General features: G+C 62.9%; 23 protein-coding genes. 21 read left to right on the forward strand and 2 right to left on the reverse strand.

Translation table 11 applies throughout. The annotated features are described in order from the left end of the window. The first annotated feature begins 15 nt into the window (after positions 1-15). The 21 genes from AWU82_RS17930 to AWU82_RS18030 all read left to right on the forward strand — a co-directional run bounded on the left by AWU82_RS17930 (position 16) and on the right by AWU82_RS18030 (position 21,757). Complete coding sequence (locus AWU82_RS17930; RefSeq protein WP_064379177.1) at positions 16-417, forward strand: DUF2946 domain-containing protein; 402 nt, start codon at positions 16-18, stop codon at positions 415-417. A 48-nt stretch (positions 418-465) separates the two neighbouring features. After that, complete coding sequence (locus AWU82_RS17935; protein ID WP_064379174.1) at positions 466-945, forward strand: copper chaperone PCu(A)C; 480 nt, start codon at positions 466-468, stop codon at positions 943-945. A gap of 21 nt (positions 946-966) precedes the next feature. Continuing rightward, positions 967-1,413, forward strand: coding sequence for a DUF2946 domain-containing protein (locus AWU82_RS17940; protein ID WP_064379172.1), 447 nt, complete (start codon positions 967-969; stop codon positions 1,411-1,413). A gap of 84 nt (positions 1,414-1,497) precedes the next feature. After that, complete coding sequence (locus tag AWU82_RS17945) at positions 1,498-3,618, forward strand: TonB-dependent copper receptor (protein ID WP_064379170.1); 2,121 nt, start codon at positions 1,498-1,500, stop codon at positions 3,616-3,618. A 79-nt stretch (positions 3,619-3,697) separates the two neighbouring features. After that, a complete protein-coding gene (locus AWU82_RS17950) occupies positions 3,698-5,077 on the forward strand; it encodes a PepSY-associated TM helix domain-containing protein (protein ID WP_064379169.1) in 1,380 nt (459 codons plus the stop codon). 162 nt (positions 5,078-5,239) lie between these two features. Further along, positions 5,240-7,366: a TonB-dependent receptor gene (locus AWU82_RS17955; protein ID WP_064379167.1), complete on the forward strand. Its 2,127-nt coding sequence runs from the start codon at positions 5,240-5,242 to the stop codon at positions 7,364-7,366. Positions 7,367-7,378: 12 nt separating this feature from the next. Then, positions 7,379-8,167, forward strand: coding sequence for an ABC transporter ATP-binding protein (locus AWU82_RS17960; protein WP_064379165.1), 789 nt, complete (start codon positions 7,379-7,381; stop codon positions 8,165-8,167). Further along, the gene (locus tag AWU82_RS17965) at positions 8,164-9,111 is read left to right on the forward strand and encodes an ABC transporter substrate-binding protein (protein ID WP_064379164.1); all 948 of its coding nucleotides are present in this window, start codon (positions 8,164-8,166) and stop codon (positions 9,109-9,111) included. Before AWU82_RS17960 ends, AWU82_RS17965 begins: the two co-directional genes overlap by 4 nt. Further along, positions 9,108-10,118: a FecCD family ABC transporter permease gene (locus AWU82_RS17970; protein WP_064379161.1), complete on the forward strand. Its 1,011-nt coding sequence runs from the start codon at positions 9,108-9,110 to the stop codon at positions 10,116-10,118. Before AWU82_RS17965 ends, AWU82_RS17970 begins: the two co-directional genes overlap by 4 nt. A 205-nt stretch (positions 10,119-10,323) precedes the next feature. Next, on the forward strand, positions 10,324-11,589 hold the full coding sequence (gene urtA, locus AWU82_RS17975; RefSeq protein ID WP_007950596.1) for an urea ABC transporter substrate-binding protein: 1,266 nt from the start codon (positions 10,324-10,326) through the stop codon (positions 11,587-11,589). A 159-nt stretch (positions 11,590-11,748) separates the two neighbouring features. Further along, positions 11,749-13,251 carry an urea ABC transporter permease subunit UrtB gene (urtB, locus tag AWU82_RS17980; protein ID WP_064379160.1) on the forward strand — a complete coding sequence of 501 codons (1,503 nt, stop codon included), beginning with the start codon at positions 11,749-11,751 and terminating at the stop codon, positions 13,249-13,251. Next, positions 13,251-14,330 (forward strand): urea ABC transporter permease subunit UrtC, encoded by a 1,080-nt coding sequence (gene urtC / locus AWU82_RS17985; RefSeq protein WP_064379157.1) that lies wholly within the window; start codon positions 13,251-13,253, stop codon positions 14,328-14,330. Before urtB ends, urtC begins: the two co-directional genes overlap by 1 nt. Continuing rightward, positions 14,327-15,196 (forward strand): urea ABC transporter ATP-binding protein UrtD, encoded by an 870-nt coding sequence (urtD, locus tag AWU82_RS17990; RefSeq protein WP_064379155.1) that lies wholly within the window; start codon positions 14,327-14,329, stop codon positions 15,194-15,196. The genes urtC and urtD overlap by 4 nt, the downstream gene beginning before the upstream one ends. Before the next feature lie 137 nt (positions 15,197-15,333). After that, the gene (gene urtE / locus AWU82_RS17995; protein ID WP_064379153.1) at positions 15,334-16,032 is read left to right on the forward strand and encodes an urea ABC transporter ATP-binding subunit UrtE; all 699 of its coding nucleotides are present in this window, start codon (positions 15,334-15,336) and stop codon (positions 16,030-16,032) included. 30 nt (positions 16,033-16,062) lie between these two features. Continuing rightward, complete coding sequence (locus AWU82_RS18000) at positions 16,063-16,902, forward strand: urease accessory protein UreD (protein WP_064379152.1); 840 nt, start codon at positions 16,063-16,065, stop codon at positions 16,900-16,902. Between the two features lie 33 nt (positions 16,903-16,935). Next, a complete protein-coding gene (gene ureA, locus AWU82_RS18005; protein ID WP_039766748.1) occupies positions 16,936-17,238 on the forward strand; it encodes an urease subunit gamma in 303 nt (100 codons plus the stop codon). Between the two features lie 9 nt (positions 17,239-17,247). After that, positions 17,248-17,781 carry a GNAT family N-acetyltransferase gene (locus AWU82_RS18010; protein ID WP_064379150.1) on the forward strand — a complete coding sequence of 178 codons (534 nt, stop codon included), beginning with the start codon at positions 17,248-17,250 and terminating at the stop codon, positions 17,779-17,781. Positions 17,782-17,786: 5 nt separating this feature from the next. Further along, positions 17,787-18,320, forward strand: a complete 534-nt coding sequence (locus AWU82_RS18015; RefSeq protein ID WP_064379148.1) for a GNAT family N-acetyltransferase — start codon at positions 17,787-17,789, stop codon at positions 18,318-18,320. Next, the gene (locus tag AWU82_RS18020) at positions 18,321-18,629 is read left to right on the forward strand and encodes an urease subunit beta (protein ID WP_064379145.1); all 309 of its coding nucleotides are present in this window, start codon (positions 18,321-18,323) and stop codon (positions 18,627-18,629) included. Between the two features lie 143 nt (positions 18,630-18,772). Continuing rightward, positions 18,773-20,473 (forward strand): urease subunit alpha, encoded by a 1,701-nt coding sequence (gene ureC, locus AWU82_RS18025; protein WP_064379143.1) that lies wholly within the window; start codon positions 18,773-18,775, stop codon positions 20,471-20,473. Between the two features lie 156 nt (positions 20,474-20,629). Continuing rightward, entirely contained in the window at positions 20,630-21,757 is a 1,128-nt protein-coding gene (locus AWU82_RS18030) for a sensor histidine kinase (protein WP_064379141.1), read from the forward strand. Between the two features lie 136 nt (positions 21,758-21,893). Here AWU82_RS18030 and AWU82_RS18035 read toward each other — a convergent pair whose 3' ends face one another. Beyond that, positions 21,894-22,199 carry a chaperone modulator CbpM gene (locus tag AWU82_RS18035; RefSeq protein ID WP_064379140.1) on the reverse strand — a complete coding sequence of 102 codons (306 nt, stop codon included), beginning with the start codon at positions 22,197-22,199 and terminating at the stop codon, positions 21,894-21,896. Between the two features lie 23 nt (positions 22,200-22,222). Next, on the reverse strand, positions 22,223-23,173 hold the full coding sequence (locus AWU82_RS18040) for a DnaJ C-terminal domain-containing protein (RefSeq protein ID WP_011332227.1): 951 nt from the start codon (positions 23,171-23,173) through the stop codon (positions 22,223-22,225). Positions 23,174-23,203: the final 30 nt, after the last annotated feature.

The raw sequence follows: 23,203 nt of genomic DNA on the forward strand, positions 1-23,203 counted from the left end.
CTACGGATCTGTCCCATGAACCGACACCGGCTCGCATTTGCCTGGATCGCCTGCTTTGCAGTGCTGTTCAACATGCTCGCCATGCCGTTGACGGGATCAATGGCGCAGGCGGCGCAGACGCCGGCCGAGCAGTTGCTGTGGAGCAGTTTCTGCACCGGCAGCGGGACGAAGATGGTGGCGATCGACATCAGCGGCGTGGATCAGAAAGCACCGCAGAGCGGTGACAGTCATTCGACCATGCAGCATTGCTGGTGCTGCTCCGGATCGGCGCCGGTGGTGGCGTTGCCGGGGCATTCGCCGCAGCTGTATTTCGCTCAATACGAAAGCAATCGCAGCGTGGCGCCCGCCGTGCTGCAAGCCCCGACACCGCGCCAGCAATGGCCGAGCCTCAATCCCCGCGCCTCTCCTCTGGTTTGATTTGTTCCCGCATTTGACCTGCGTTTCAAATCGTTCTGGAGAACTGCCATGTTGAACAAACTCATCGTCATCGCTGCGCTGTTGCTGCCTGCGTGCTTCGCCCATGCCCACGAATACAAGGCCGGCGAGCTGGAAATCACCCACCCGTGGTCGCAGGAACTGCCGCCGAACGCGCCGACGGTTGCCGCGTATTTCATCATTCATAACGGTGGCAAGACGGCTGACCGCCTGCTCAGCGTCGACTCGCCGATCGCCCCGACAGCGGAACTGCACGAGCACGTGATGCAGGGTGATCTGATGAAGATGCAACAGGTGTCGAACGTGGCCATCCCGGCCGGTGGAAACGTGACCTTCGAGCCAATGGCCTATCACGTGATGCTGATGAATCCGACTGACCGCAGTCTGCTGACCGACGGCAAGCGCTTTCCCCTGACCCTGCATTTCGAAAAGGCCGGTAACGTGACCGTCGAAGTCGCCGTGCAGAAAAAGCCGCCGCAAGCCACGCAAGACCACGCGCACGCCCAGTAACCGTTCCGGCAGACTCCGCCCATGCGCCCCCTGAGCGCCAGGCCCTCCCTGCAACGCCGTCAGACTGAACACCTGACCCGCGGCAGCTGGATCGCCCTGTTCGCCATGTTGATGATCTTCATCGGCCCGCTGATTTCTCAGTCGATGCCGATGGATCAGCACGCCTCGACCTCCATGCCGATGAGCATGGACATGTCGATGGACATGCCGGGCATGGATCATTCCGGGCACGGTGCACAGCCCTCGGCGGAACACTGCCCGCCACAATCCTCACACCATGTGCTGTGGGAAAAGTGCGGTTATTGCAGCCTGCTGTTCAATTGCCCGGCGCTGACCGGTGGCGTCAGCTTCGTCACTTTCAGCATTCCGCTCGTCAACACTTTCACCCCGCCCTCCCCGCGTCTGGGCCATGCCCGGCAGACCTTCTTCCCCGGCGCCCGCACCCGCGCCCCGCCCGTCGCAGCGTAAACACCCACCGCTGATTGCACACGGTTGAGAAGACAGCCTCAGGCTGCCGGCCGTGTCGTTTACGACTGTTTGATGGAAATTGTCATGTCCAGGTTTTCTGCTGTCCCACGCCCGGGTTCTGCCCCGGCGTCCTTTGCCCTGAACGAATCCCGCGTTCGTTTCAGGCACGCTACCGCCGTCCTTTGCGGCGTCCTGCTGTCCCCGCTGGTCCACGCCGACGAACACGCCGGCCATGCTGACGAACTGAGCCCGACGGTGATCACCGCCATCGCCCCGAGCTCGCCGCTGACCATCGTCACCAACCCGAAAGACCCGCGCCAACCGGTGCCGGCCAGCGACGGCGGCGACTACCTGAAGACCATTCCCGGCTTCGCCCTGGTGCGCAACGGCGGCACCAACGGTGACCCAGTGCTGCGCGGCATGTTCGGTTCGCGCCTGAACATCCTCACCAACGGCAGCATGATGCTCGGCGCCTGCCCCGGCCGGATGGACGCGCCGACCTCGTACATCTCGCCCGAGACCTACGACAAACTCACGGTGATCAAAGGCCCGCAAACCGTGCTCTACGGACCGGGCGCCTCGGCCGGCACGATCCTGTTCGACCGCGAGCCGGAAAGCTTCGGCGAACTCGGCACCCGCGTGAACGCCAGCGTGCTGGCCGGCTCCCACGGGCGCTTCGACAAGGTCGTTGATGCGGCGGCCGGCGGCTCGCTGGGTTACGTGCGAGTGATCGGCAACACCGCGCAGTCAGACGACTACCGCGACGGCAACAACGACATCGTTGCCTCGCGCTATGACAAGTGGAACGGCGACGTGGCGCTGGGTTGGACCCCGGACGCCGACACCCTGATCGAACTCACCGCCGGCAAGGGCGACGGCGAAGCGCGCTACGCCGGACGCGGCATGGACGGCTCGCAATTCCTGCGCGAAAGCCTCGGTCTGCGCGTCGAGAAATCCAACATCACCGATGTGCTGGAGAAGCTCGAAGCGCAGGTCTACTACAACTACGCCGACCACGTGATGGACAACTACACCCTGCGCACGCCGTCCGGCACCGGGATGATGGCCGGTCCCATGGCGTCCAACGTCGACCGCCGCACCCTCGGCGCACGGATCAAGGCCACCTGGCGCTGGGCCGATATCCAGCTGATCACCGGCCTCGATGCGCAGACCAACGAACACCGGCAGCGCAGCGGCATGGGCATCGATACCTACAAGGATCAGCCGTTCACCAAGGACGCCGACTTCCATAACTACGGGGTGTTCAGCGAAATGACCTGGTACGCCGCCGACCGCGACCGGCTGATTACCGGCGCCCGGGTCGACCGCGCCTCGGCCAGGGATTTCCGGCAGACCACCGGTTCGGGAATGATGTCGCGCCCGAACCCGACTGCCGGCGATACCCGCGCCGACACCCTGCCGAGCGGTTTCATCCGTTACGAGCATGACCTGGCCGACAGCCCGACCACGCTCTACGCCGGCCTCGGCCACGCGCAACGTTTTCCGGATTACTGGGAGCTGTTTTCGCCCAAATCCGGCCCGGCGGGTTCGGTCAACGCATTCGATTCGATCAAGCCGGAAAAGACTACTCAGTTCGACTTCGGCGTGAACTACAAGAGCGCCGAGCTTGAAGCCTGGGCCTCCGGTTACATCGGCCAGGTGCGCGATTACATCCTGTTCGACTACACCCCGACGATGATGGGCATGAGCACCTCCCGCGCCGAGAACATCGACGCGCGGATCATGGGCGGTGAACTCGGTGCCGCCTACAAACTCACCGACAACTGGAAAGCCGATGCGACCCTGGCCTACGCCTGGGGCAAGAACAGCAGCGACGGCAAGGCCCTGCCGCAAATGCCGCCGCTGGATGCACGTTTCGGCCTGACCTACAGCGAAGACAACTGGAGCGCCGGCGCACTGTGGAGGGTGGTCGCCGCGCAAAACCGTATCGACCAGAACAAGGGCAACGTTGTCGGCAAGGATTACGACAAGAGTTCAGGCTTCGGCGTGTTCTCGCTCAACGGTGCCTGGCGGATCAACAAGAACTGGAAGGTCAGTACCGGCGTCGACAACCTGTTCGGCAAGGCTTACGCCGAACACCTGAACCTGGCGGGCAACGCCGGGTTCGGCTACCCGGCCAACGACCCGCAAGCGATCAATGAACCGGGGCGCACGCTCTGGACCAAGGTGGACATGAGTTTCTAACCCTCAAGGGCGCTCGCTCCCTTCAGGGAGCGGGCGGCAACAGACAACTAGAAGATCCAAGCCAAGCGGAGCACACGTGATGAAACAGCCCAAACCGAATTTCTACAACCTGGCCTGGCGTTGGCATTTCTATGCCGGATTGTTCGTCGCGCCATTCATGGTGATGCTGGCCCTGACCGGCATCATTTACCTGTTCAAGCCGCAACTCGATTCGCTGATGTACAGCAGCCTGCTGAACGTCCCCGCCGGGCATCACACGGTGCCGGCCGATGACTTGCTGCAAAAGGTCAAAAGCGCTTATCCACAGGGCCAGGTCACGCAGTACCTGCCGCCGGTGAATGCCGAGCGCAGCGCGCAGTTTGTCGTGGCCAATGCCGGCCATGAGCTGAACGTGTTCGTCGATCCGTACCACGGCGACATCCTTGGCGAGCAGGATGCCAGGCAGAACCTGCAAGCCATCGCCCGGGCGATTCACGGCGAACTGATGATCGGCACCGTCGGTGACCGACTGATCGAAATGGCCGCAGGCTGGGGCGTGGTGCTGGTGGTGTCCGGAGTTTTCCTGTGGTGGCCGCGAGGTCAGGCAGCGGGAATTCTGTGGCCTCGCCTGAGCAGTCGCGGCCGCGTGCTGTGGCGTGATTTGCATGCCGTGACCGGATTCTGGGGCGCGGCACTGCTGCTGGTGATGCTGCTCAGCGGCATGACCTGGACCGGCTTCTGGGGCAAGCAGTACGCCCAGGTGTGGAACGTGTTCCCGGCGGCGATGTGGAACAACGTGCCGACCTCCGACGTCGAGGCTGGCAGCCTGAACAACGCCACGCGTCAGACTGTGCCGTGGGCGATGGAAAACACGCCGATGCCGATGTCCGGTGACCACGCCGAACACATGGCCCACGGCGGCATGCAACACGGTCCCGCTGCACCGACCATCCGCCTGCAGGATGTGCAGAACATCGCCATCGAGCGCAAGGTCGAGCCGGGCTACAGCATCACAATGCCGACCACCGCCACCGGCGTGTTCACCATCGCCGTGTTCGCCGACGACCCACGCAACGACGCGACACTGCACATCGATCAGTACACCGGCAAGGTTCTCGCCGATGTGCGCTTCGAGCAGTACGGCGCTGTTGCCCGCGCTACCGAGATCGGCGTGATGCTCCACGAAGGCAAGATGTTCGGCACTTTCAATCAGATCGTCGTGTTGCTGATCTGCCTGATGATCCTGCTCAGCGCCGTCAGCGGCGTGGTGATCTGGTGGAAGCGTCGGCCACAGGGCAAGTTCGGCGTGCCGCCGCTGCGCCACGATCTGCCGAAGTGGAAAACCGGGGTGGCGATCATGCTCGTGCTGGCCGTGGTGTTTCCGCTGGTGGGGGCTTCGCTGGTAGTGGTGTGGTTGCTGGATCGGCTGCTGTTGTCGCGTCTGGGCCGGCAAACTGAATCTGCCTCAACTTCATCGTGAATCTCGCGAGATGCGCGATCCAGACAGATCTTTAAACTGCCGGGGCTTAAACTTCGGCATTTTTTAGTGTTACTGTATAACGCAAATTTGCTGCTCTGCCCGCAGCCATGCACTGTCATGAGGCTGCGGGCTTTTCTTTTGAAGAAGTGATTCACCGTCCCGATGAACAAGTACCTCTTGTCCAGCCTCTGTCTGTTCGCCTTGAACAACAGCGCCCACGCCGACAACGCCCCGCTGACGCTGCCCACCGGCACCATCACCGCCCTGGCCAATGACGACCGGACCGTCAGCCTGAGCACGCCAACCAGCGCCGGCTCGCGTCTGAACCTCAGCGCCATGGAAACCCCGGCCAGTGTCGAAAGCCTGAGCGGCGAACAAGTCCGCGCCCGTGGCGACCGCAGCGTGCAGGACGCGGTGTCGCGCAGCACCGGCATCAGCCGCACCGGCACGCCGGGCGACGGCGGCACTTCATTGCAGGCCCGGGGTTTTACCGGGCAGAGTTCGGTGATGCAGCTGTATGACGGCAACCGCATGTACACCGGCATGGGCACCGTGACGTTTCCGGTCGACACCTGGTCGGTGGAGCGCGTCGACGTGCTGCGCGGCCCGGCCTCGGTGCTGTATGGCGAAGGCGCGACCGGCGCGGTGGTCAACGTGATCCCGAAGAAGCCGTTCGAAGGCGAAATCGAAAACCACGTGCGCGTCGGTTACGGCTCGTTCGACCGCCAACAGCAGGCGTTCGACAGCGGCGGCTCGCTGACCGACACCCTGAGCTATCGCCTCAACCTCAATCGCCTGCGCAGCAACGGCTGGGTTGATCGCGGTGATTCGTCCAGCGACTTCATCAGCGCCGCCCTGCGCTGGCAGGCCACCGACGACCTGACTTTCACCCTCGCTCACGATTACGGCGATCAACGCCCACAGAACTACTTCGGCACGCCACTGATCAACGGCCAGTTGAAGGACAGCCTGCGCAACAAGAACTACAACGTGCGCGACGACCAGCAGCACTACAACGATCAATGGACGCGCCTGACCACTGACTGGCAGATCAACGATGCGGTCAGCGCCAGCAATGAGCTGTACTACCTGAAAGCCCAGCGCCGCTGGCAGAACGCCGAGAACTACAACTTCGATATCGCTAGCCAACAGCTCAGCCGCAGCGGCTATTTTGGCATCGGCCATAAGCAGGAACAGGTCGGCGACCGCCAGACCTTCACCTTCAAGCATTCGCTGTTTGGTCTCGACAGCCAGACCGTGACCGGCGTTGATTACAACCGCATCCGCTTCCAGCTCGACAGCAACTCGCCGTTCAACGACGTATTGCCGAACGGCCAGCCGCTGGATCGCTATCACCCGCAGACCGGTTATTTCGAGAGCGCCGATCCGTATCGCGATCAGTTCGACAGCACCACCAGACAGATGTCGGTGTTCGCCGAAAACCGTACGCAGCTGAGCGAACGCTGGTCGCTGGTGACCGGTGTGCGCCGCGACTACGTGCACGTGGATCGCAACAACCTGATCGACGGCAGCCAGAGCGACAAGACCTTGACCGGCAACAACTGGAAGGCCGGCCTGGTGTTCGCGCTGACCCAGGACACCTCGTTCTACGGCCAGGTCGCCACCAGCACCGATGGCATCGGCGGTTTGATTTCCCTGAGCCCGAGTCAGCAGCAATATGACCTGTCCACCGCGCGGCAAACCGAGATCGGCCTGAAGAAGTTGTTCTGGGATCAGCATGGCGAGTTCACGCTGGCGGCGTATCGCATCGTCAAGAAGAAGCTGCTGACCGACGACCCGGGCAACCCGACGCTCAAGCAGCAGGTCGGCCAGCAATCGTCGAACGGCCTGGAAGCGAGCCTCGATCTGCAATTGCCACACGCCTGGCAACTGCAGGCCAACGCCGCCATCGTCAAAGCCAAGTACGACGATTTCGAAGAAGTGGTCGGCGGTGTGCCCGTGTCGCGCAACGGCAATCGCCCGGTGGACGTGCCACGCCGCACCGCCAATCTGTGGTTGAGCAAGGCGCTGACCGATGACCTGAAGGCCGGCGCCGGCGTGCGTTATGTCGATGCGCGCTACGCCGACATGGCCAACCGCAACGAGCTGCCGAGCTACACCGTGGTCGATGCAACGCTGTCGTGGAAAGCCCTGCGCAACACCACGCTGGGGTTGCAGGTGAACAATCTGTTTGACCGGACGTACGCGCAAAGCCAATACAATGAGGGCCAGCAGTGGATTCTGGGTGAGCCTCGTTCGTTCTTTGTCACCGCTGACTACACCTTCTAGAACAGGAACGAAATGAGCTCACTGTCCATCACCGATCTCGCCTGGACACCTCTGGGCCACGGCCATTGCCATCACCAGTTCCAGCTGCGTGACGCCTCGTTGCAAGTGGCCGCCGGTGAGTTCGTCGGGCTGATCGGTCCCAATGGCAGCGGCAAGACCAGCCTTTTGCGCTGCGCCTACCGCTTCAGCCAGCCGGAGCACGGTGAGGTCAAACTCGATCACCACAACGTGTGGAAACAATCCTCGCGCTGGTGCGCGCAACGCATCGCCGTGGTCCTGCAGGAGTTCCCCGACGCCTTCGGCCTGACCGTCGAAGAAGTGGTCGCCATGGGCCGCACGCCGCACAAAGGCCTGTTCGACGGCGACACGCTGGACGATCACCATCTCGCCACCCAGGCCCTCAAATCCGTGGGCCTCAATGGCTTCGAAGATCACGCGTTCGCCACGCTGTCCGGCGGTGAAAAACAGCGGGTGATCCTCGCCCGCGCCCTGACCCAACAACCGCAACTGCTGATCCTCGACGAGCCGACCAACCACCTCGACCCGCGCTATCAGCTGGAGCTGCTGCAACTGGTCAAGCGCTTGCAGATCGGCACGTTGGCGAGCATCCACGACCTGAACCTGGCTGCCGCGTTCTGCGACCGTTTGTATGTGATCAACCACGGTCGCATCGTCGCCAGCGGCACGCCGCAACAAGTCCTGACCGTCGAACTGCTGCGCGACGTGTTCGGCGTCGAAGCATTGATCGATTCCCACCCCCTCCACGGCTACCCGCGAATCACCTGGATAACCCGACCATGACTGTGCGCTCCCTGCTTTGCCTCGCTCTGTTGCTGGGCACCACCCAAGCCTTTGCCGAGGCCACGAAGTACCCGCTGACGATCCAGAGCTGCAACCGCGAAGTGACCTTCAAGCAAGCGCCGAAACACGCGGTCAGCCACGACATCAACATGACCCAGATGATGCTCGCCCTCGGCCTCAAATCGAAGATGGCCGGCTATAGCGGCGTCAGTGGCTGGAAATCGGTGACGCCTGAAATGCAGTCGCTGCTCGACGGTTTGCCGGAGCTGGCAGCCAAGTACCCGTCAGTGGAAACCCTGCTCAACGCCAACGTCGACTTCTTCTTCGCCGGCTGGGATTACGGCATGCGCGTCGGCGGCGATCTCACCCCGCAGACCCTGCAACCGCTGGGGATCAACGTCTATGAGCTGACCGAGTCCTGCGCCTTCGTGATGAAGCGCCCGGCCGCCACGCTGGACGACACTTACAACGATCTGCGCAACCTCGGCAAGATCTTCGACGTGCAGGATCGCGCCAACGCGCTGATCGCCGACATGCAAAGTCAGGTCGCCGAAGTCCGCAAAGACCTGCCTGCCGAAAAACCACGGGTATTCCTGTACGACAGCGGCGAAGACCGCGCCATGACCTCCGGCCGCCTCGGCATGCCGCAAGCGCTGATCGACGCCGCCGGCGGGCGCAACGTTCTCGATGACGTCGAAGCGAGCTGGACCCGGGTCAATTGGGAAACCGTGGTCGAGCGCAATCCGCAGGTGATCGTGATCGTCGACTACAGCGAAATCACCGCCGAGCAGAAGATTGAATTCCTGCTGAAGAACAAGGCGCTGCAATCGGTGGACGCGATCAAGAACCAGCGCTTCATCGTCATCCCTTACGTGCAGGCCACACCGGGGATCGACAACGTGCTGGCGGTTGAAACCCTGGCCAAAGGGTTCCACGGCGAATGATCAATCGTCGTTACGCCTGGCTGCTGATTGCCCTCGGCGCGGTGCTGCTGGTGTCGTGCGTGGTGTCGCTGGGCTTCGGCCCGGCGCGGGTGCCGGTGGACGTGGTGTGGCGGATTCTGCTGCACAAACTGTTCGGCCTCGGCGTGCCGGACTGGAGCGCCGGCCAGGAACACATCGTCTGGCTGATCCGCGTGCCGCGCATGTTGCTCGGTGCATTGGTCGGCGCCGGGCTGGCGTTGATCGGCGCGGTGCTGCAAGCAGTCACGCGCAATCCGCTGGCCGATCCGCACCTGCTTGGCGTCACCTCCGGCGCCACCCTCGGCGCAGTGATCGTGGTGCTGCACGTCGGTGAAATCGTCGGTCTGCTGACCTTGCCGATTGCAGCATTCATCGGCGCATTGTTGAGCATGGTTCTGGTGCTGGGCATCGCCAACCGTCAGGGCCGGCTGGACAGTGATCGCCTGCTGCTGTGCGGCGTGGCCGTGTCGTTTGTGATGATGGCGATCGCCAATCTGCTGCTGTTCATGGGCGATCACCGCGCCAGTTCGGCGGTGATGTTCTGGATGCTCGGCGGCCTCGGACTGGCCCGCTGGGAATTGTTGGCGGTGCCGGCGCTGAGCGTGTTGCTTGGCTTGATTCTGCTGATCGGCATGGCCCGTCCGCTGAACGCCTTGATGGCCGGCGAACAGACCGCCGTCACCCTTGGCCTGAATGCCCGGGCGGTGCGTCTGCGGGTGTTCGTGATTGCTTCGTTGATGACCGGAGTGCTGGTGTCGATCAGCGGCTCCATCGGCTTTGTCGGGCTGATGGTGCCGCACATTGCCCGGCGCCTGATCGGTGCCGAGCATCGGCGTCTGCTGCCGGTGTGCGTGTTGCTCGGCAGCGTTTTCCTCGTCTGGGTCGACGTCGCGGCGCGGACGCTGATCGCCCCCGAAGACCTGCCCATCGGCGTCGCCACCGCAGCCCTCGGCGGCCTGTTCTTCATCGGCCTGATGCGCCGCCGCTGAATCCTCCGGGTGCGCCCCAATCTGGCGCACCCCGCTGCACCTTTGCATGCAACACGTCCCCTCATGGTGCGCCGACTCTAAGCGCGACCGCTCTAAACCGACATTTCCCTGCTCAAACCCGACCGGGCACAGCCCTTGCAAAACAGCCTTCAGTCGTTCGCATCTGCCAACCATAAAAAACTTTAACGTTCATGGAGATCGCACAATGAAGCGTCGCAGTTTGATCAAGGCTTTCACACTCACGGCATCCATTGCCGCGATGGGCATGACCTGGACCGTACAGGCCGCCGAGACCATCAAGGTCGGGATTCTGCATTCGTTGTCCGGCACCATGGCGATCTCCGAAACGTCGCTCAAGGACATGGCGTTGATGACCATCGACGAGATCAACGCCAAGGGCGGGGTGAACGGCAAGATGCTGGAACCGGTGGTGGTCGACCCGGCGTCGAACTGGCCGCTGTTCGCGGAAAAGGGCCGCCAGTTGCTGACTCAGGACAAGGTCGCGGTGGTGTTCGGCTGCTGGACCTCGGTGTCGCGCAAATCGGTGCTGCCGGTGTTCGAAGAACTCAACGGCCTGCTGTTCTACCCGGTGCAATACGAAGGCGAAGAGATGTCGCCGAACGTGTTCTACACCGGCGCCGCGCCGAACCAGCAAGCGATCCCGGCAGTTGAATACCTGATGAGCGAAGAAGGCGGCAGCGCCAAGCGCTACTTCCTGCTCGGCACCGACTACGTCTACCCGCGTACCACCAACAAGATTCTGCGTTCGTTCCTGCATTCCAAAGGCGTCGCGGACAAAGACATCGAAGAGGTCTACACCCCGTTCGGCCACAGCGACTATCAAACCATCGTCGCCAACATCAAAAAATTCTCGGCCGGCGGCAAGACCGCGGTGATCTCGACCGTGAATGGCGACTCCAACGTGCCGTTCTACAAAGAGCTGGCCAACCAGGGCCTGAAGGCCACCGACGTACCGGTGGTCGCGTTCTCGGTAGGCGAAGAAGAACTGCGCGGCATCGACACCAAGCCGCTGGTGGGCAACCTCGCGGCATGGAACTACTTCGAGTCCGTGGATAACCCGGCGAACAAAAAATTCGTCGCCGACTGGAAAGCCTACGCGAAGAAACACAACCTGCCGGGCGCCGACAAGGCGGTGACCAACGACCCGATGGAAGCCACTTACGTCGGCATCCACATGTGGGCGCAGGCGGCGGAGAAAGCCAAATCGACCGACGTCGACAAGGTCCGCGAAGCTCTCGGCGGCCAGACCTTCGCCGCGCCGTCCGGCTACACCCTGACCATGGACAAGACCAATCACCACCTGCACAAACCGGTGATGATCGGCGAGATCCAGAGCGACGGTCAGTTCAACGTGGTGTGGCAGACCGAGGGGCCGATTCGGGCGCAGCCGTGGAGCCCGTTCATTCCGGGTAACGACAAGAAGCCGGAGTATGCGGTGAAGAGCAACTGAGTTAACCCGCTCAACCTGATCGTTCCCACGTCGAGGCGTCGAACCGTCTGCGTGGGAATGCCTCAATGGACGCTCTGCGTCCGCTTTTGGGACGCGGAGCGTCCCGGGCTGCATTCCCACGCAGAGCGTGGGAACGATCACTACGCAAGGCCATTTCATATGCCCACTGCCCTTTACCGCTTGATCCTGGCCGTCACACTTTTGCTGCCGATGGCCGTCCATGCCGGAGATGCGGAAGACTTCGTCGCCGCCAACCCGATGCAACAGGCCAAACTGCTGGAAGCCTGGGCCGCGCAGCCCGATCCGGCGCGTGTTGAACTGATCAACGCCCTGCAACAAGGCGAGCTGACCGTCGACGGCCAAGCCAAAACCCTGCGCCTGAACAACCGCCTGCGGGGTCTGATCGACACCGCACTGGCCAGCCACCAATTGCTCGCCGCCGACGCCAAAACCCGTCTGACCGCCGCGCAGCAATTGCAGAAAAGCGCCAAACCCGCGCAGCTGAAATTCCTCGACCAGCAACTGGCTGGCGAACAAGACGAAAGCGTCCACGCCGCCCTGAGCCTGGCACTGGCCAACCTGCAACTGGTCGACACCGACCCGGCGGTGCGCCTCGCGGCCGTGCGTCTGCTCGGTGAAACCGGCGACCCGCTGGCCCGCACCCGCCTCGAAGGCCTGCTCGAACCCGGCGTGGAAACCGACGCCAACGTGCGCACCGCCGCCGAAACCAGCCTCGCCCAGGTCAAGCGCAAACTGCTGGTCGGCGAACTGCTCGGCCAGGCCTTCAGTGGCATGTCCCTCGGTTCGATTCTGCTGCTCGCGGCACTCGGCCTGGCGATCACCTTCGGCCTGCTCGGCGTGATCAACATGGCCCACGGCGAGATGCTGATGCTCGGCGCCTACTCGACCTACGTCGTGCAGTTGATGTTCCAGCGCTACGCCCCGCAGGCCATCGAGTTCTATCCGCTGATCGCGCTGCCGGTGGCGTTCTTCGTCACCGCCGCCATCGGCATGGCCCTGGAGCGCACGGTGATTCGTCACCTCTACGGCCGTCCACTGGAAACCCTGCTCGCCACCTGGGGCATCAGCCTGATGCTGATTCAGCTGGTGCGTCTGGTGTTCGGTGCGCAGAACGTGGAAGTGGCAAATCCGGCATGGCTGTCCGGCGGGATTCAGGTGTTGCCGAATCTGGTGCTGCCGTACAACCGCATCGTGATCATCGCCTTCGCCTTGTTCGTAGTGGTGCTGACCTGGCTGCTGCTGAACAAGACCCGCCTCGGTCTGAACGTGCGTGCCGTCACCCAGAACCGCAACATGGCCGCCTGCTGCGGCGTGCCGACCGGGCGCGTCGACATGCTCGCCTTCGGCCTCGGCTCGGGCATCGCCGGGCTCGGTGGCGTGGCCCTGAGTCAGATCGGCAATGTCGGCCCGGACCTCGGCCAGAGCTACATCATCGACTCGTTCCTGGTGGTGGTGCTCGGCGGCGTCGGCCAACTGGCCGGCAGCGTGTTCGCCGCGTTCGGCCTGGGCATCGCCAACAAGATTCTCGAACCGCAGATCGGTGCGGTGCTCGGCAAGATCCTGATCCTCGCGCTGATCATTCTGTTCATCCAGAAACGTCCGCAAGGCCTCTTCGCACTGAAAGGACGGGTGATCGACTGATGAACCAGCCTCTACTAGTCACGGCCACGCAAAAGGCCGGCCCCAAAGTCACCCTCGCTGTCGGCGCGGTGATCCTCGCCTTGCTGATCGCCCTGCCGCTGCTGTCGCTGTTGCCGGCAGACAGCGCGCTGCATGTCTCGGCCTACACCCTGACGCTGGTCGGCAAGATTCTCTGCTACGCCATCGTCGCCCTGGCGCTGGATCTGGTCTGGGGTTACGCCGGTCTCTTGTCGCTGGGTCACGGCCTGTTCTTCGCCCTCGGCGGTTATGCGATGGGCATGTACCTGATGCGTCAGGCCGCCGGTGATGGTCTGCCGGCGTTCATGACCTTCCTGTCGTGGACCGAGTTGCCGTGGTACTGGAGCGGCACCGGCAGCTTCCTCTGGGCGATGTGCCTGGTGGTGTTGGCGCCGGGGTTGCTGGCACTGGTGTTCGGTTTCTTCGCCTTCCGTTCGCGGATCAAGGGCGTGTATTTCTCGATCATGACCCAGGCCCTGACCTTCGCCGGCATGCTGCTGTTTTTCCGCAACGAGACCGGGTTCGGCGGCAACAACGGCTTCACCAATTTCCGCACGATCCTCGGCTTCGGCATCACCGAACCCGGCACGCGCGCGGTGCTGTTTCTGGCGACGGTGCTGTTGCTGGTGGCGAGCCTGTTCATCGGCTGGCGGCTGGCCCGCAGCAAGTTCGGCCGGGTGCTGACCGCGCTGCGTGATGCGGAGAACCGCTTGATGTTCTGCGGTTACGATCCGCGCGGTTTCAAGCTGTTCGTCTGGGTCTTGAGCGCAGTGTTGTGTGGTCTGGCCGGTGCGTTATACGTGCCGCAAGTGGGGATCATCAACCCGAGCGAAATGTCGCCGACCAACTCGATCGAAGCCGCCGTGTGGGTGGCCCTTGGCGGGCGCGGCACCCTGATCGGCCCGCTGCTCGGCGCCGGCGTGGTTAACGGCATGAAGAGCTGGTTCACCGTGGCGTTCCCCGAATACTGGCTGTTCTTCCTCGGCGCGCTGTTCATCGTCGTGACGTTGTACCTGCCCAAAGGCGTGATCGGTCTGCTGAAGAAACGAGGTGAATCATGAGAGTCACGGCGAGCGCTGAATTCATGCTGGAACCGGCGTTTTTCCCGGTGGAACCGAACAAGGACGAAGGCACCAGCCGCGACTCGATCGGCCTCGGGCAACGCGTCGGTCCGGGCCTCGACACCCGCCACGGCACGATCCTGACCCTGGAAGACATCAGCGTCAGCTTCGATGGCTTCCGCGCGCTGAACAATCTGAACCTGTACATCGGCGTCGGCGAACTGCGCTGCATCATCGGCCCCAACGGCGCGGGCAAGACCACGCTGATGGACGTGATCACCGGCAAGACCCGGCCGAGCCACGGCAAGGCCTGGTTCGGTGAAACCCTCGACCTGACGCAGATGAGCGAAGTACAGATCGCCCAGGCCGGCATCGGTCGCAAGTTCCAGAAACCGACGGTGTTCGAAGCCCTGAGCGTGTTCGAAAACCTGGAGCTGGCGCAAAAAACCGACAAGTCGGTGTGGGCCAGCCTGCGGGCGAAATTGAGCGGCGAGCAGAAAGACCGGATCAGCGAAGTGCTCGACACGATTCGCCTGACCACCTCGGTCAATCGCCCGGCGGGGCTGCTGTCCCACGGACAGAAACAGTTTCTGGAAATCGGCATGTTGCTGATGCAGGACCCGCAATTGCTGCTGCTCGATGAACCGGTGGCGGGCATGACCGACGCCGAAACCGAGTTCACCGCCGAGCTGTTCAAGTCGCTGGCGGGCAGGCACTCGCTGATGGTGGTGGAACACGACATGGGCTTCGTCGGCTCGATTGCCGACCACGTCACCGTGTTGCATCAGGGTAGCGTGCTGGCCGAGGGGTCGCTGGAACAGGTGCAGGACAACGAGCGCGTGATCGAGGTTTACCTCGGCCGCTGAAGAGGAATCCTATCGTTCCCACGCTCCGCGTGGGAATGCCGCCATGGACGCTCCGCGTCCGCCGTTATGTGACGCGGAGCGTCACGGGATTCATTCCCACGCAGAGCGTGGGAACGATCACCGGGGAGAGTTTGAACATGCTGCAAGTCGACAAGCTGCACCAGTACTACGGCGGTAGCCACATCCTGCGTGGCCTGAGCTTCGACGTGAAGGTCGGCGAAGTGACCTGCCTGCTCGGGCGCAACGGCGTGGGCAAGACCACGCTGCTCAAATGCCTGATGGGCCTGTTGCCGGCCAAGGAAGGCGCGGTGAACTGGGAAGGCCAACCGATCACCACGTTCAAGCCGCATCAGCGGGTGCACGCCGGGATCGCCTACGTGCCCCAGGGCCGGGAGATCTTCGGCCGACTGACCGTGGAAGAGAACCTGCTGATGGGCCTTTCGCGTTTCCCCGGCAGCGAAGCCAAAGAGGTTCCCGCGTTCATCTACGAGCTGTTCCCGGTGCTGCTGCAAATGAAACAGCGGCGCGGCGGCGACCTGTCCGGCGGACAGCAACAACAGCTGGCCATCGGTCGTGCACTGGCCAGCCGTCCGCGTCTGCTGATCCTCGACGAACCCACCGAAGGCATCCAGCCGTCGGTGATCAAGGAAATCGGCGCAGTGATCAAGAAGCTCGCGGCCCGTGGCGACATGGCGATTCTGCTGGTGGAGCAGTTCTACGATTTCGCCGCCGAACTGGCCGATCAATACCTGGTGATGTCCCGGGGCGAGATCGTGCAGCAGGGCCGTGGAGAAAATATGGAAAGCGAGGGTGTGCGCGGACTGGTTACGATCTAACCTGTAGCGTCCTAACGATAATCAGAAAACATGAACTTACCTTTAGCGACTGCCCTGTTTACCCCGAGCTGGCATGCCGAGCTAGAGCTGGCCTATGCCCGCTTCGGCGATTGCACGCGCCCTACCCGTCGTCGCCACCTCGGTCCGCTGCGGGTGCAAAAGCATCTGTACGCCGAAGGGCCCGAGGTCTGCCAGCACATCATTGTCCACCCGCCGGGCGGGATTGCCGGCGGTGACCGGCTCGACATCAGCGCCCGCGTCGAACAAGACGCCTGGGCACAGATCACCAGCCCCGGCGCGGCCAAGTGGTATCGCGCGGCGGGGCCCGCTTATCAGTCACTGAACCTGCATGTCGCTGATGGCGCGACACTGGAATGGCTGCCTCAGGAAACCATCGTCTACAGCGCCGCCCAGGCGGAACTCTCGACCTCGATTGAGCTTGAAGGCGATGCGCGGCTGTTCTACTGGGACGTGGTAGCCCTCGGGCGGCCGGCCAGTGGCGAGCGTTTCGACCTCGGGCATTTTCAGGCACATCTGGATATTCGCCGTGATGGCCGGTTGTTGTGGCATGAGCGCCAGCGCATCGTTGGCGCTGACGGCTTGCTTGATTCGCCGATCGGGCTGGATGGCCATCCGGTGTTTGCGACCTTGCTGGTGACCGGTGAGATCGATGCTGAATTGCTGGAACGCTGCCGCTCGCTGGGCCACGAAGTGCGCGGGGATCTGACGCAATTGCCCGGTCTTTTGGTCGCCCGTTGCCTGGCCAGTGAAGCGTTGCTGGCGCGGGCCTGGCTGATCGATCTGTGGCGATTGCTCAGGCCTGCGCTGCTTGGCCGCGAAGCCCTGCCCCCCCGAATCTGGAACACCTGATTTTCTTCAACTGCCGACAATGGATTTCAAACGATGGACCTGACCCCACGCGAAAAAGACAAGCTGCTGATCTTCACCGCCGGCCTCGTGGCCGAGCGGCGACTGGCCCGTGGCGTGAAGCTCAACTACCCGGAAGCCATGGCCTACATCTCGGCGGCGCTGCTCGAAGGCGCCCGTGACGGCCAGACCGTTGCCGAACTGATGCACTACGGCACCACCCTGCTGACCCGCGATCAGGTGATGGAAGGCATCCCGGAAATGATCCCGGAGATCCAGGTCGAAGCGACGTTTCCCGACGGCACCAAACTGGTCACCGTCCACCAACCGATCGTCTGAGGCCGTGCCATGACCTACACCATCCGCGATGCCCTGCACGCTGACCTGCCGGCGATCCGCGACATCTACAACGACGCGGTGCTCAACACCACGGCAATCTGGAACGAATCCGCCGTCGACCTCGGCAACCGTCAGGCGTGGTTCAGCGCACGCCAGGCCCAGGGCTATCCGATCCTGGTGATCGTCAACGCCGACAACACCACCCTCGGCTACGCTTCGTTCGGCGACTGGCGGCCGTTCGACGGTTTCCGCCACACCGTCGAGCACTCGGTCTACGTGCGCAGCGACCAGCGCGGCAATGGCCTCGGCCCGCAACTGATGAACGCGTTGATCGAACGCGCGAAAACCTGCGGCAAGCACGTCATGGTCGCCGCCATCGAAAGCGGCAACGCCGCGTCGATTCGCCTGCACGAACGCGCCGGTTTCATCACCACCGGGCAGATGCCGCAAGTCGGCACCAAGTTCGGCCGCTGGCTCGACCTGACCTTCATGCAACTGACCCTCAATCCTGGCGCGGAGCCACCCCCCGCCAACAAGGAGTGACACCGATGAACCCCGCCCAACTGCGACGCGTCAATGCCGAAAGTTTTGCGCACTATCGTCAGGGCCTGATCGACCTGCTGCTCGACGCCGTGGGGTATGGCGCCAGCGTCGGCTTCATGGCTGACCTCGATGCCACCCAGGCCCGCGCCTATTTCGATGAAGTGCAGGACAACCTGAACAAGGGCAGCGTCTTGCTGTGGGTGGTGGTCAAGGACGAACAGGTGCAGGCCAGCGTTCAGTTGAGCCTGTGCCAGAAGGCCAACGGCCTGAACCGCGCCGAGGTGCAGAAACTGCTGGTGCGCGAACACGCCCGGCGGCGCGGCCTCGGCCAGCAGTTGATGCAAGCGCTTGAGCTGGCAGCCCGCCAATACAAGCGCGGCATGCTTTACCTCGACACCGAGGCCGGCTCCCCCGCCGAAGATTTCTACAAGGCTTTGGGTTACACCCGCGCCGGGGAAATTCCCGACTACGCCTGCGACCCGAACGGCACCTATCGCCCGACGGCCCTCTATTACAAAGTCCTGCAAGGAGCGAACTGAATGATTCCCGGCGAGTACAAAATCCAGCCCGGCGATATCGAACTCAACGTCGGTCGTCGCACCGTCACCCTGAAGGTGGCGAACAGCGGCGACCGGCCGATCCAGGTCGGCTCGCACTACCATTTTTTCGAGACCAACGACGCCCTGACCTTCGACCGCGCCGCCAGCCGTGGCATGCGCCTGAACATTCCGGCGGGCACGGCCGTGCGCTTCGAGCCGGGGCAAAGCCGCGAGGTGGAACTGGTGGATTACGCCGGGCACCGGCGGGTGTTCGGGTTTGCCGGGCGGGTCATGGGTGACCTCGACTGACTGATCGTTCCCACGTCGAGGCGTCGAACCGTCTGCGTGGGAATGCATCCCGTGACGCTCCGCGTCACATAACGGCGGACGCAGAGCGTCCATGGCGGCATTCCCACGCAGAGCGTGGGAACGATCAATACCAAGGCGAACGAATGAAGATTTCCAGACAAGCCTACGCCGACATGTTCGGCCCCACCGTCGGCGACAAGGTGCGCCTGGCCGACACCGAGCTGTGGATCGAAGTCGAACAGGACTTCACCACCTACGGTGAAGAAGTGAAATTCGGCGGCGGCAAAGTGATCCGCGACGGCCAGGGCCAGAGCCAGTTGCTGGCGGCCGAGGTGGTCGACACCGTCATCACCAACGCGCTGATCATCGACCACTGGGGCATAGTCAAGGCTGACGTCGGCCTCAAGGACGGGCGCATCGCCGCCATCGGCAAGGCCGGCAACCCCGACGTGCAGCCCGGCGTGACCATCGCCATCGGCGCCAGCAGCGAAGTGATTGCCGGCGAAGGCATGATCCTCACCGCCGGCGGCATCGACACCCACATCCACTTCATCTGCCCGCAGCAGATCGAAGAAGCGCTGATGAGCGGCGTCACCACCATGATCGGCGGCGGCACCGGGCCGGCCACCGGCACCAATGCAACGACCTGCACTTCGGGGCCGTGGCACCTGGCGCGGATGCTCCAGGCGGCGGATGCGTTCCCGATGAACATCGGCCTCACCGGCAAGGGCAACGCCAGCCTGCCGGAGCCGTTGATCGAACAGGTCAAGGCCGGCGCCATCGGCCTCAAGCTGCACGAAGACTGGGGCACCACCCCGGCGAGCATCGACAACTGCCTGAGCGTCGCCGACCAGTACGACGTGCAGGTGGCGATCCACACCGACACCCTCAACGAATCCGGTTTTGTCGAAACCACCCTCGGCGCGTTCAAGGGCCGGACCATCCACACCTATCACACCGAAGGTGCCGGCGGCGGCCATGCACCGGACATCATCAAGGCCTGCGGTTTCGCCAACGTGCTGCCGAGTTCGACCAACCCGACCCGGCCGTTCACCCGCAACACCATCGACGAACACCTCGACATGCTGATGGTCTGCCACCACCTCGACCCGAGCATCGCCGAGGACGTGGCGTTCGCCGAGAGCCGCATCCGCCGCGAAACGATTGCCGCCGAAGACATCCTCCACGACCTCGGCGCGTTCTCGATGATCAGTTCCGACAGCCAGGCCATGGGCCGCGTCGGCGAAGTCATCACGCGCACCTGGCAGACCGCCGACAAGATGAAAAAGCAGCGCGGCCCGCTGCCTCAGGACGGTGAAGGCAACGATAACTTCCGCGCCAAACGCTACATCGCCAAGTACACCATCAACCCGGCGATCACCCATGGCATCAGCCATGAAGTGGGTTCGGTGGAAGTCGGCAAGTGGGCCGATCTGGTACTGTGGCGCCCGGCATTCTTCGGCGTGAAACCGACGCTGATCCTCAAGGGCGGCGCCATCGCCGCCAGCCTGATGGGCGACGCCAACGCCTCGATCCCGACCCCGCAACCGGTGCACTACCGCCCGATGTTCGCCAGTTACGGTGGTTCGCTGCACGCCACCAGCCTGACCTTCATCAGCCAGGCGGCGCAGGCAGCCGGACTGCCCGAAGCGCTGGGTCTGAAGAAGAAAATCGCCGTGGTCAAAGGTTGTCGCGACGTGCAGAAAACCGACCTGATCCACAACGACTATCTGCCGAACATCGACGTCGACCCGCAGACCTATCAGGTCAAGGCCGATGGCGTGCTGCTCTGGTGTGAACCGGCCGAAACCCTGCCGATGGCGCAGCGTTACTTCCTGTTCTGACAACCGACAAACGCAAAAAAGGCCCCGAGCACCTGCCTGACGCACGGTCTCGGGGCCTTTTTCGTGATGCTGGAAAACCACTGGGCAATGGGTCGTGTATTTCTCGCCAAAGGGACTAATATTCGATTCGCTGTCGCCTTTATTCAGGAACTGCCCATGCGTCTTTCCGAGTTCATCCTGGCCAATATCGACCCAATCGTCGATGAATGGGAAAAGTTTGCCGCTACCATTACCCCGGCCGCCGACCATCTGGACTCGGCCGGTCTGCGCGATCACGCCAGCGCCATCCTGCGGGCCGCCGCTCGCGACATGAGCAAACCGCAAAGCCGCGACGAACAGGTCGCCAAGGCCAAGGGCGAAGGCCCGGAGAAAAGCCCGAGCCTGGATGAAGCCGGAGCCAGCCATGGCGAGCTGCGCCACACCGTCGGTTTCGATCTGGTACAGATGACCTCGGAGTTTCGCCACCTGCGCGCCGTGGTGATCCGACGCTGGGTCGAGCATATCGAATTACCGGACACCACCTGCTTCCAGGACATGATCCGCTTCAACGAAGCCATCGACGAAGCCCTGGCCGAATCGACCGCCGCCTATGCCGAACAGGTCAACCGCTCACGAGACATTTTTCTCGCCATTCTCGGCCATGACCTGCGCGCGCCCCTGCAAGCGGTGAGCATGTCCACCGAGTTGCTGATGCGCAAAACCACGCTGGAAGGCGATGCGCTGACGTGTGCGTTGAACATCAAACAGGGCGCGCGGCACATGGCGGCCATGGTCAGCGACCTGCTGGAACTGGTACGCAGCCGCCTGGGCAGAAGCCTGCCGATCGAACCGGCGCCAATGGACCTGGCCGACGCAGCGCGAGCAGCCATAGCCGAAGCGTGCGCCGGCAATCCGGACAGTGACCCGACATTGAACACCGAGGGTGACACCCGTGGTGTCTGGGACGCTGGTCGGATCGATCAACTGCTGCAGAACCTGATCGGCAATGCCTTGCAGCATGGCTCTGATCCGCGCGAAGTGATCGTGACGTTGAAGGGGGAAGCCAGGCAGGTGCTTCTGACCGTGCACAATTACGGCCCGCCCATTTCCGAAGAGGCCATCGGCACCATTTTCGACCCCTTGGTACGCAGCGCCGACGAAGAACTCGGCCAGCCGTCGACCAGCCTGGGTCTGGGCCTGTTCATCGTCAAGGAAGTGGTGACCGCCCATGGCGGGACGATCGAAGTCAGCTCAAGCGCAGCCAACGGCACGCTGTTCAGCGTGATGCTGCCCCGACAGGTTTAAGCAGGAAAAACGCGGCGCTTTCATCGCTGGCAAGCCAGCTCCCACAGGGTTCTGCGAAGTTCACAGAAGTTTCGATCGGCGATGAACTTGTGGGAGCTGGCTTGCCAGCGATGGGGCCCTCAATCACATCCGAGAACTATTCGACCACCAGCCGCGCCAGGCGCTGCCTGAGCATCCGGTTCTCGGCCCGCAGCTCCTGCACTTCTTCCAGCAGGTCCAGCGCCAGGGCGACGCCTTCCCATTCCAGGTCCAGGTCGCGCCGCAGCTTGGCGGCGCGTTTGGCCAGGGCCAGTTCGTAGTCGGTGAAGCGCCATTCCCTGGGCTGCGTGCCCTGAGGTTCGAGGATGCCGTGCTCGACGATTTCGATCACGTAGACGTCCGGCAGGTCGGCCGCCTCACAGAATTCTGCCATGTCCAGTTGAACGATCAGGGGGTTGCTCATGATGGGCTACTCCGTCGTCAGTATCAGAAGTTCTCTCGCGGATTGAAGGCGGCCTTCTTCGCCAGTTCCTGCCACAGCGCCTTGACGTCATCGCCGTTGGCTTTCGGCATCACGGCCTTGAGCTGGACGAACAGATAACCGCGCTCGCCGGCCTTGTTCTGCAGCCCGTGGCCCTTGGCGCGCATGCGCTGGCCGTTCTGGCTGCCGGCCGGAACCTTGAGGTTGATCTTGCCGGTCAGGGTCGGCACGGCCACTTCGGCGCCCAGCGCCAGCTCCCACGGTGCCAGCGGCAAGGTGATGATCAGGTTTTCGCCTTCGACGTCGAATTTCGGGTGCGGCGCGAAACGGATGGTCAGGTACAGATCGCCATTGGCGCCGCCACCGATGCCCGGTGCACCCTGGCCCTTGAGGCGGATGCGCTCGCCGTCGGTCACGCCCGCCGGGATCTTCACGTTCAGGCTTTTGCTGGTGTTGCTGACGTGCTGGCCCGAACCGTTGTATTGCGGCACCTGGAAGCTGATCTTCTTCGATTCGTTCGAAAGCGTCTCTTCCAGAAAGATCGGCAGTTCCAGTTCCACGTCTTGCCCTCGCCGTCCGGCACTGCGGGATTGCCGGCCAGCGCCGCCACCGAAACCGGGGCCGCGATTGCCGAAGATCGAACTGAAGAAGTCCGAGAAGTCGCCGGTGTCGCCACCGCCGCCGCCAAAACCGCCACGGCTCTGCCAGCCAGGTGGGCCCTGAAACGGCTGGCCGTGCTGACCATAACGACGCAGTTCGTCGTATTCGGCGCGCTTGTCGGCGCTTTTCAGCGCTTCGTAGGCTTCCGAGGCGTCCTTGAACTTGGCCTCGGCGTCCTTTTCCTTGCTGACATCGGGGTGGTATTTGCGCGCCAGCTTGCGATAGGCAGCCTTGATTGCCTTGTCGTCAGCCGTCGGCTCCACGCCGAGTATCTTGTAATAGTCTTTGAAGTCCATCGAAGGAATCACCATCCGTTATCGATTTCG

The organism is Pseudomonas glycinae, from assembly GCF_001594225.2.
Lineage (GTDB): Bacteria > Pseudomonadota > Gammaproteobacteria > Pseudomonadales > Pseudomonadaceae > Aquipseudomonas > Aquipseudomonas glycinae.